The sequence below is a fragment of the uncultured Pigmentiphaga sp. genome (assembly GCF_937950555.1).
Classification (GTDB): Bacteria; Pseudomonadota; Gammaproteobacteria; order Burkholderiales; family Burkholderiaceae_B; genus Pigmentiphaga.
Map to the genome: position 1 here is coordinate 1 of NZ_CALFCW010000033.1, position 9501 is coordinate 9501.

The following is a 9501-nucleotide window of genomic DNA, read 5'->3' on the forward strand; positions in this document are numbered from 1 at the left end:
GGGGGCACCCCTCCCTCCGAAACTCCGCAACATCCGCAACACCGCAACATTGGACGCCAGCGGACGCGGGCGGACGCCTACGGAATCGGGCATCCGCAACATTGCCGCCACAGCATCCGCAACAGGTGTAAGCTTGGGCGGGCATGTCGCCCGTGGGGAGGAAGTGATGGACGTTCTGAAGATTCCGGCTACCAACTTTGTCGGGGCCAATGTCTTTCCGGACAACACTTACGCCGTCAAGGTTTCGACGCTTACCGATTACGGAATGAGCCGAGATGCAGCAGTAGCGGCTTACGCAAAGGAACAAGGCGCTACGCTAGTTGAAAATCGCCGTTTCGACGATGGCGAGTGGTACGCCTTCCTACAATTTCCCACAAAGTAGCCCCCGCCCGCCCTTTCGGGGTGGAACCGGACGGGGGCCTACGCCGATTGCTTCCACCAGCTCGGCACGGGCTGGCGACGGTCGGGCCGTGCGCTAGTGCCGCGTGGCCTTGGCGGCCTCGATGTAATCAGTTGGCAGCTTTGGCATAGATCAAAGTCTCACGGTTGCCGGAACGGATGTTCTGGATGCTGATGATGTCGTAGGTGTCGCCGTCGAAGGCGATCCGCATGTCGGGGGTGATGTCGCCGCGATAGCGCATCGTGAACTTGGTCGTATCCTCGGCCTGCACGGCAGCGGCGGCGAAGTACTCCCGCCCGACCAGCGGCTCCACGCGGGCGAAGACGGACACATGATCCGCCCATGCTTCGATCATCTCGCCCGTGTTCGGGTCTTGCGTCAGGGTCAGCTTCCGGAAGGTGATCTTCCGGTTCAGGTCGGTTGCGACGTAGGTCATAGAAAGAGCAGCCCTCGGGTTGCGTAGGGGTCAACAGGCGGCGCGTCTGCGGTCTGCGCGATGCCAATCGCCATTGCCAGCGCCTGCATGCCGTCGATGCGCCCGGTGGATCGGGACTTGTCCAGCTTCCGACCGCCTGCGGGGTCCTTCGTGGTCGTGGCGTTGGCCGCGCACATGGTCAGGACGGGGTGCATCCCGTGGGCGATCCGGGCGTTCAGAAGCTCCGCTTCCAGCGCGTCCAGGGCCGGGGCCATGTCCTTGAAGCCCTGTCCCCACGGCACCAGCGGCAGCGCCAGCCCGATGCGGTCCAGCTCGCGCTTCAGGACATCGATGCGCCAGCGGTCAAAGGCGATGGCGTGCACGTCCAGCCCGGCCAGAATCTCGGCCATGTCCGCCGCTACATGCTCATAGTCCACGGACGCGCCCGGTGTCGTGCGCAGGAATCCCTGCCGCGCCCACACGTCATACGGCGCGCGGTCGCGCCGTGCGCGCTCTTCCAGCCCCTTTGCAGGCGTCCAGAAGTGCGGCTGCACCTGCCACACGCCCCGAACCTTCCCGACCAGCACAAGCGCGGTCAGGTCGTTTCGCGCGGACAGGTCCAGTCCGGCATAGACCGGGCCGTCAAACTCGACCGGCTCGCGTCCGTTCGCCTTCCACACCTCGGGACTCACGAAAGGCGCATCGGTACTCACGCGCTGATTCAACAGCAGGTTCCGCGCGCTGTTCTCCATGCTCGGCATCCGCTGCGCCTGGATCATCTGTTCGCGCAGGTCGTCCAGCGAACGGAACAGCCCCAGCGCAGGATTCGCCGCGCGCCATGCCGATTCGTCCAGCAGGTCGCAACCCTCGGGGGCCGCGTACAGGTGGCAGACAATGCGCGGGTCTTTCGATTGTGCGGCATCGTCCAGCCATACCGAAAACAGGTCGGCATCCGTCGCCGCCTGCGTGGAAATGGCAATCAGCAGCGGTTCCGCGTGCGCGCCTTGGCTCGTGGTGATGGCATCGATGAAGTCAGACCGCGGCCCGCGCACTTGCCCGACTTCGTCCAGGATCGCCAGCACCGGGGAAAGCCCGTGGGCCGTCCTGCCGTCCGCAGCGAGCGCGCGGTATTCGGTGTTGAGCGGCAGCCCGATCAGCCGCTTGGAACTCGGCACGATCCGCACCAGCTTCGACAGCTTCGGGTTGAGCTGCACCATCTTCGCCGCCAGGTTGAACACCAGCGCCGCCTGGTCCCGGCTCATCGCCCCCGAAACGATTTGACTGTTCAGCCGCGCCTCGGGTCCGACAAGGTGCGCCAGCAGCAGGCCCGCGATTAGACCGGACTTTCCGTTTTTGCGGGCAATGGACAGGTAGGCCCGGCGGGTGCCTGCCGGGTTGTCGTACACGTCCCGAATGAACCGCTTCTGGAACTCCGCCAGCCGCAGCGGCTTGCCGACATGCTCGCCGTCCGGGGTCAGGCAGTACCGCTCGACAAACTGGATGACAGCCTCGGCCCGCGTCACTTCACTACCCGCAAGGTCGGAATCAGCGGATCGTGGTCGGCTTCGGCTTCCCGCTCCAGCGCCAGCTCGTTCCCCTGGTCGCGTGCGCGTCCAGTCGTCGCCTCGGGGTGAACGTGCAACAGGCGCGAAAGGGTCACGATCCTGCGCCCCAGCTTGTCCACCAGCACATGTTTCGGGTTCAGCCGGTCGCCGATCACGTCGCCCTCGGCGTCGATCTCCCGCGCCAGCCGGTCCGCGTCGTACTGCGCCCGCGCGAGCATGGCGGCGGTCGCCAGGTCCGCGTCGTTCCACCGGTGGCGCGGCCGGTTGCGCACCAGCGCGTCCCAGAAGGGGCGCGCCTCAACCGGGATGGTGACGTGCCCCGGCGGCTCCAGCGGGCCTTCAGCGGCGTTCTGGGCCGCTCTCACGGCAGCCTCGGCGCTGTCGGATCGGATTTGGCGTTCAATCTTGGACATAGCGATAAAAGGAAGGTCCGGGCGGCGGTCGGGGCCGCTCAGTTGCCAGCGATTTTTCGATTCCAATGACTCGACGGGTCGCGCGGCCAGCCCGACTCATCGAATCCGTGCTGCTTGCTCATCGTCTTGCGTGAGTGGCAGCTATGGCAGCGCGGGACCAGGTTGGCCGGGTCGTTGTTGCTCGGGTCGCCGTCGTCGTGGTCTAGGTCGGTCGCGGGTTGCTTGCAATCGCGGCACAACGGATCGCGGGCCAATACCGCAGCCCGCAACCGTTGCCATCGGTAGCTCCCCAGCGGGATGGTGCGCCTGGGGTCTGCGTCCCTGCCGCTAGGCCGCGTCGGCCTGCGCTGCATCGTCGATGCCCTCAATGGCGGGCAGGTTCTCCAGCGTGCGGGCTTCGGACTTCAGCAGCCAGCCCGCACTGATACCGGCCTGGTAGAACTGCGCACGATTGGTGCTGTCGCCTCGCAACAGACCTTCCACGTTGTGTTCGATGAAGTACCGCTTGCGTGCGATGGGGCCAAGTAGTGCACGCTCGCAGGACTCTTCCCACATGGTCAGCCAGCGGCGCAGGGTATGCGTCACGAACCAGCGGTTCATCTCCACGCTGTTGCTGAAGTTGGCATGCCGCAGGTCGGCCACCAGCACGGGCGGGACGCGGAAGATGCGGCAGACTTCCTCGACGCTGAACTGTCGGGATTCAAGCCACTGTGCATCCTCGTTTGACATCGACAGCGGCTGGTATTTCAGGCCGTTCTCCAGAATGGCCGTCTTGCCGCTGTTGCCGGTGCCGCTGAACTGGCTTTCCCATGACGCGCGCAGTCGTGCGACGGACTCATCCGTCATGACGTTGTCTGTTTGCAGCACGCCCGACAGCCGCGCCCCGTTCGCCCAGGCCCGGTTGCCATGTTCCTGCGATGCCAGCACGCCCCCCAGCATCTCCCGTGCAACCTGGATGCGGGACTTGCCGACGATGCCGTTATCCGTCCTGTCCTTCAGGTGCAAGACCTCGTCGGCCAGCAGCGGGCGAACCTTCCCGGTCTGCGCGTCCGCCACGTCATAGCGAATGCGACCGCTCGGCAGTTGCAGCACCGTGACATTCTGCGGGTGGATCGGCTCCAGCGCGATCACGTTGCCCGCTGCGTCGGACTTGATCTCCGCGTACCCGTTGCCCCAAAGCAGAACGTGCGCGGTCAGCATCTCGCGGAACTCCAGCGCGGTCTGCCGCTCGTTCGGCTGATCGTGCAGCACCCGGTACAGCGGATGATCCGACGCACGCACGCGGTCGCCGTTCCCTTCCCGCCGATACAGAATCAGCGGCAGGGTGGCGACCGTCTCCGCGATGGACTGGACGCACGAAAAGACGGTCGAAATGGTCTCCGCATTTCCCGGCGACACGGGCAAGCCTGCCGACGTGCCGCTCGGGATCAGCGCCGCCCATGACGGGTCATTCTCCGCGCGGGTTTCCTTTTTGCTCCAAGGCCACTTCATCGCACAGTCTCCAGCCACGCACGGCGGGGGTCGATCCATCGCATGACGATGGGCCGACTGCGCAGCGCGACGGTTGTATCGGGATACGCGGGCCAAGCCGACACGATGCTGATTTCGTGCAGCTCGACTTCGTGCAACGTGCGCAGGTCGCCTTCCCAGCTATCCCGGACAGCGCGAAAGCCGAAGCTCACGCCGCCAAGGTCGCCACGGTTGGCAAGCTCGCGAAGGTCGCGCCCGATGGTGGTGTCGGGCAACTGGAGCCGAAACTCGAGACCGTGCACAGTCTCCTTCAGCTCCAGCGTGCCCGATTTGGTCCGGCCTAGCACCTTGGCCGGGTCGTGGTCGCACAAGGCCAGGATGTCCCGGTTCTCGCTCAGGGTGCGGGCGAACGCACCCCTCGCGATCACCTCCCGGAACTCGCCAATCCGGGTTTCGGACTCATAGGGAGCCGCCAGCCCGACGAGCTGGCGACCCTCGATGCTGGCCGGTGCGAAACGCCGCTCCAGGTCAGAGACTCGGGACATCGTCCACCCAAACGAAAGCCTCGGGATGCCGGATGGCAACGTCTACGGTCGCCATCGCGCGCACCATCACGCCGCCGCGTGCATACGCTGTGGATTCGTACGGGTTGACCAGGATGTCCAGCTCCGACCAGACACCCAGCAGGACCTGGCTCCAGTCGCCGAAGATCACGTTGTTGCCGTTGGACGTTGCACCGGCCTGATTCGTGGTGTGCACCGCATAGCCGCCCAGTTGGCCGTTCTCCAACAGGAAACCGGCGCCCGCATCGCCCGTGACCTTGAGCGTTTCGCGCAGCTTCGCCTTCGCAGCCGGGTTCATCAGCCAGCTATGCGAACCAAGCGCGTTCGCGGTCTCGACGGCTTCGATGATTTCCAACACCTGCGCCCACGTCGGGCCTGCCAGCGTGCCGTTCGCGGTGCCCAGCGTGGCCGTCACGCCGTCCGGCTCATTCGTGCCACCGCCATGAATCAGCGCCGCGTCGATGGCCTTGGCGATGTTGAAGGCCATGTCGTCGCGCAGCAGGCGCTCGATGCTCGGGTCGCTCTGCTGGATGAGCTGGCGCGACATTTCCGACAGGCAGCCCGCATGCTTCGGGGACAGGGTCACGTTGCCGAACGTCATGTCCGAAGCGTTCAGGGCGCTGTTTTCCGCGACCCAGCCGGTGACGGTGGACGTTCCATGCTTGGGGATCGTGACATCGCCGCGAAGGCCCGACAGCACGCGGACGCCAAGCCTACGCGCCAGCAGCGAATCGCGCAGCGGCCCGATGTACTGGTCGGCGCGATGATCCGTGCCGACAAGGTCAGCGGCGCTCGTGGTCGTGTTCACGCGCGTCTCCAGCAGCGACATGGGAACGTAAAAGCCCTGAGCCTTGCGCCCGTTGCGGCGCTCCATCTCGCGGTTGTATTCGGCTTCCGCACCGTCCAGCGCGCGGCCCTCCATGCCAGCCTGAAGGATGCGTTGCAGCGAAACGCGCGACTCCAGCTGCTCCAGGTCGTTGCCGCGCTCGCCAGCGACCACTGTGCCCGACATCCGCCGCTCGGCTTCCTCGAGGAACTGCTGGCGCGCTTCCTGCGATTCCAGCGCTTCAATCTCGGCCTTCAGGCCGTCGAACTTCGCCGCTTCCTCGGCGGTCAGGTTGCGGTTTTCGCCTTCAGCCTTGGCGAGAATCGCGCGGGCCTCGGCGGTCTTGTTGGCTTTCGCCTCACGAATGGACTTCAGGTTCATCAGGTTTCCTTTCGTTTGTGCACAAATGAAAAAGGCCCCTTTCGGGGCCGTCGGTTTCAGGATTCGGACGCTGCGGCACCGAAGCCTGTGTTCAACCGATAGGGGTCGAGCAATCGCTGCGCGGCCCTCCGTCGGTATGCGTTTATGGTCGGGTCGCCCACGTCGGCATGTACCGCCGCCAACAGGCAGCAGGCCATGACGATGTCAGGCTCCGGGCCGGAGGCTTCAGGATCGAAGCCGAGGTAGTGCCGAACCTCCGCGCTCGCGCTCTCCAGCGCCAGCGTGAAGGTGTCGTCCAGGTCGTTAGTCAGCTCGCGGACATAGTCCTTGAACTGCTCCAGCGTGGCGATGGTCATTGGGTTTCCTTTTTCTCTTCGGGCAGGTAGCGCGCCCACGCGTCGAGCAAGTCCTCGCGGCGGTAGCCCTTCGGCGTTGCATATCCCGTGCGGATCGTTCGCGGCTTGATGCCGTATTGCCTCAAGCGCCAGCTCAGCCCCCGCGCATCCAGCGGCTTGCCCTTCAGGTCATGCCAGGGCGAATCGTCCAATTCGTGCAGGCGGGCGAGAATGTCCGCCGTGGTCATTTGGTCGGCCTCGCCGAAGATCACGCGCAGGTCGTGGAGCAGCCGAACACCGAGACTGACCCCGCCGCCCTCCTTGGCCTCCGCGACAAGCTTCACAGCCGCCGCACGGGCTAACTCGGGCCACTCTTCACCGGCAGCGTCGGCCACGGCAATCAAGGGTTCCCAAACGTCAGCATCGCGGTCGCGGATGCTCTCGGGCAGGTCGGGATAGTCAATGTCACCCGCCACGGATCGCGCCCAGCGGGCGAGCCTTTCGCGGATGCGCTCGCCTTCCGGCCCGTTGATACGCTGCCGGTACGGCTCGACCTTTTCATCCGGGGATCGCCTGCGCATCCGTACGATCACCGAACGGGTCAGGATCGTGTCGGGCAGGGAGCCGATGCCGGCCAGCGCAACGGCGGCATATGTCGGGAACTCCTCCGCCACGATCTCCTTGCCCCTGGCGACGCACCGGCCAGCCGATGCGCCCCTGCGGTACCCGCTATTCAGCAGCGCGCGCAATTCCTCGTTGCCGGGTGCGCTGCTTCCCCAAATGGTGTCCACCTCGTCGAACAGGACAGTCGGCAGCGCGTCCTCGTTTGCAATGCGGCGGATCAGGTAGGCCGGAGTAGCACTCACAGCCAGCAGCGGGTTAGGCACCAGCGCCTCGGTCACTTCCAATGCGCGGGATTTGCCGCTGCCGGGTTCCGTGGAAAGGAACGCAATCCGGGGCGTGGTGTCCCATGCGTCCATCAAGTGCGCGTGAGCCACCCACAGCACATGGGCGACTTTCGCGTGGAGCGACGGGTAGGCAACAAACCGGCTCAGGTGGTCGTACACGTCCCGCAGGACTTCGGCACCGTCCGGGTATAGCGTGGCGATGGCCGCCTGCTCTAGCGCGCTCATCGGCCACCCCCAACCAGCACGGCGGCTGCCTTGTCGATACGTTCGCACGCCAGCGCAAGCCGCGCGTCGTCTTCCTCGCTCAGCGGCTGCCAGCGGGCCACCTGCGCCGCCGCCAGGCGGACAATCGTCGCCTCGGTCGCCAGCGTGGCGAGCGCAGCAGCCCATCCGGCTTGCTGGATCGCCTGGCGTTGCTGCCGCCGTTCCTCGGGACTGTCCGGCCAATGACGCGGCGGGAACAGGTCGGCCCAGGTCAGCCCGACCGCCCCGATAACGTCCTCGGCCTTGCAGCCAGCGAAGCAATGCACCAACACCTTGCCGCCAGACTCAGCGATGGACACCTTGCGGCTGCGACCGCCGCACGCGGGACAGCGTGCGCGCCAGCCGTTGCCGGACGGCTGGACGCCGTCCAACCTATCAAGTAGGATGCGCGCGTTCGCCTCGCCGTGAACGCTCTCAGCGCCTCGACCCTGCCAGGTCGGGGCGTTGCTCGTTTGGGCACCCATCACGCCACCTCCTGGAGCTTTCGTGCCACGAAGGCTTCCAGGTCCGCGACGGGGACAAGGGTCCGCGCGCCCACCTTGAAGGTCCGGATCTCTCCGGCGTTCACCAGCTCGTAAAACAGGGTTCGACCGATGCCCAGGCGCGTGCACGCCTCCGGCACGGGTACTGCCAGCTTGTCTTTCATATCAACCTCGCAGGACAACAGACACAAAAAAACCCGCACTCGGCGGGTCGGGTACTGGCCGGTCAGGGCCAGATAGCAAAAAGGCCCGCCGCGTCACTGGCAGGCCTTCGAATAGTTGCCGGGATGCGCTCCCGGCGGCGCCCGTGCGCCGACGCAATGAGCGAACGCCGGGTGGAACCGCACGGGATCAGCAGCCAGCTACGCGACCGGCTGCCGAATGGTTGCGCCCCTACAAACCGGGGGCGCTCGGTGCCCGTTAACGCAGGACGGCGGACGGAGGTTGCAGCGTTGTCGCAGCTTGCGCGCGTGTCTGTCGGCTGCGAGACCGACGGAAACTGTTGACGCTCCCCCGAAGGGTGCGGGTGACCTCCGTCAAGAAGTCATCGGGACTAGGCCCGGAAACGCAAAAGGCCCCGGAACAATCCGAGGCCTACCATTTCATTATACCACCGAGATCAGGCGTGGTTATTTTCGTCGCGCCGCGGAACAATCCGAGGCCACCAGTCCATTATACCACTGCTTCCCGGAGTCGTCACGAATAGGCCATCTTTGGCCTACTCTTTCATTATACCACGGCTTTCAGGCTTCCCCACGAATCGGCCATCTTTTCGTCACGCCTGACTCGCCAATATTCCGCCTTATCCAGACTAAGCCCGGAATTGGCTACTCGGGTTAGCGTTCAGGAATTTCTCCACCCTTCCTATCTGTATTGTGACGAAATCCGGGTGAATCCGGTTCCCGGCGCATCGCGGCATGGGATGCCCGCTGTTAGGACCATTCAACCATGCGTTTCCGCCAACTTCCCTAGCGTTCAGCGTTGCGCTCCAATTGATGCCCGGCTTCGCGGGCGTCCGGTTAGAGGCTGTGCGGGCAAAGCCGAAAGTTTCTTTGCCAAATACCATGCTGCCCCATAATTCCGGGAAAGGGATTTCAGCTATCCCCTGCCTGAAGGGGGCGCGCCCAATAGTTCCCCTTGCCATCCGTCCTGGCTCGCTCGTAAGGGCGCCGCACACCATCCGCCAGGGTGCCCTCCAGCGTTGCGCTCGTTGCCGCAACACGCCACACGATCCGCAACAAAAAAGCCCTTGCAAATCAATGACGTGGCGCTTGTTGCGGATGTTGCGGACTTTTCAAGGGGGGGGTAGGGGGGCTGGAACCCCTCCTAGCCCCGCCATCTCCACACACGCAACTAGACGAAGTCCAAATTCGCCAGCTTGTCGCGTGCGGCCCCCTCGACGAGGTGCCCGTATGTCTTAGAGATCATTTCCAGCGACGTCCCCGTCAGCCGTGCGACCGTGACCGGGTCCATGCCGCC

The 9501-nt window shown here is 64.9% G+C and carries 11 protein-coding genes; 1 reads left to right on the plus strand and 10 read right to left on the minus strand.

The window, feature by feature from the left end; translation table 11 throughout:
* The coding region (locus Q0319_RS10120; protein WP_299452175.1) for a hypothetical protein at positions 1-382 on the plus strand (382 nt) is incomplete at its 5' end.
* Between the two features lie 127 nt (positions 383-509).
* On the opposite strand, the gene Q0319_RS10125 is transcribed toward Q0319_RS10120, so the two are convergent.
* The 10 genes from Q0319_RS10125 to Q0319_RS10170 form a co-directional block, all read right to left on the minus strand.
* Positions 510-836, minus strand: a complete 327-nt coding sequence (locus Q0319_RS10125) for a phage head closure protein (RefSeq protein ID WP_299452177.1) — start codon at positions 834-836, stop codon at positions 510-512.
* Positions 833-2338 (minus strand): terminase TerL endonuclease subunit, encoded by a 1506-nt coding sequence (locus tag Q0319_RS10130; protein ID WP_299452180.1) that lies wholly within the window; start codon positions 2336-2338, stop codon positions 833-835. The genes Q0319_RS10125 and Q0319_RS10130 overlap by 4 nt, the downstream gene beginning before the upstream one ends.
* On the minus strand, positions 2335-2859 hold the full coding sequence (locus Q0319_RS10135) for a TerS protein (RefSeq protein WP_299452183.1): 525 nt from the start codon (positions 2857-2859) through the stop codon (positions 2335-2337). The genes Q0319_RS10130 and Q0319_RS10135 overlap by 4 nt, the downstream gene beginning before the upstream one ends.
* 261 nt (positions 2860-3120) lie before the next feature.
* Entirely contained in the window at positions 3121-4284 is a 1164-nt protein-coding gene (locus Q0319_RS10140; RefSeq protein ID WP_299452186.1) for a phage portal protein, read from the minus strand.
* Entirely contained in the window at positions 4281-4808 is a 528-nt protein-coding gene (locus Q0319_RS10145; protein ID WP_299452189.1) for an HK97 family phage prohead protease, read from the minus strand. Before Q0319_RS10145 ends, Q0319_RS10140 begins: the two co-directional genes overlap by 4 nt.
* The gene (locus Q0319_RS10150) at positions 4792-6033 is read right to left on the minus strand and encodes a phage major capsid protein (protein ID WP_299452192.1); all 1242 of its coding nucleotides are present in this window, start codon (positions 6031-6033) and stop codon (positions 4792-4794) included. Before Q0319_RS10150 ends, Q0319_RS10145 begins: the two co-directional genes overlap by 17 nt.
* Positions 6034-6089: 56 nt before the next feature.
* Entirely contained in the window at positions 6090-6389 is a 300-nt protein-coding gene (locus Q0319_RS10155; protein ID WP_299452195.1) for a head-tail connector protein, read from the minus strand.
* A complete protein-coding gene (locus tag Q0319_RS10160; RefSeq protein ID WP_299452197.1) occupies positions 6386-7501 on the minus strand; it encodes a DUF3631 domain-containing protein in 1116 nt (371 codons plus the stop codon). Before Q0319_RS10160 ends, Q0319_RS10155 begins: the two co-directional genes overlap by 4 nt.
* Complete coding sequence (locus Q0319_RS10165; protein ID WP_299452199.1) at positions 7498-8004, minus strand: hypothetical protein; 507 nt, start codon at positions 8002-8004, stop codon at positions 7498-7500. The genes Q0319_RS10160 and Q0319_RS10165 overlap by 4 nt, the downstream gene beginning before the upstream one ends.
* A complete protein-coding gene (locus tag Q0319_RS10170; RefSeq protein ID WP_299452202.1) occupies positions 8004-8186 on the minus strand; it encodes a helix-turn-helix domain-containing protein in 183 nt (60 codons plus the stop codon). The genes Q0319_RS10165 and Q0319_RS10170 overlap by 1 nt, the downstream gene beginning before the upstream one ends.
* Positions 8187-9501 lie beyond the last annotated feature (1315 nt).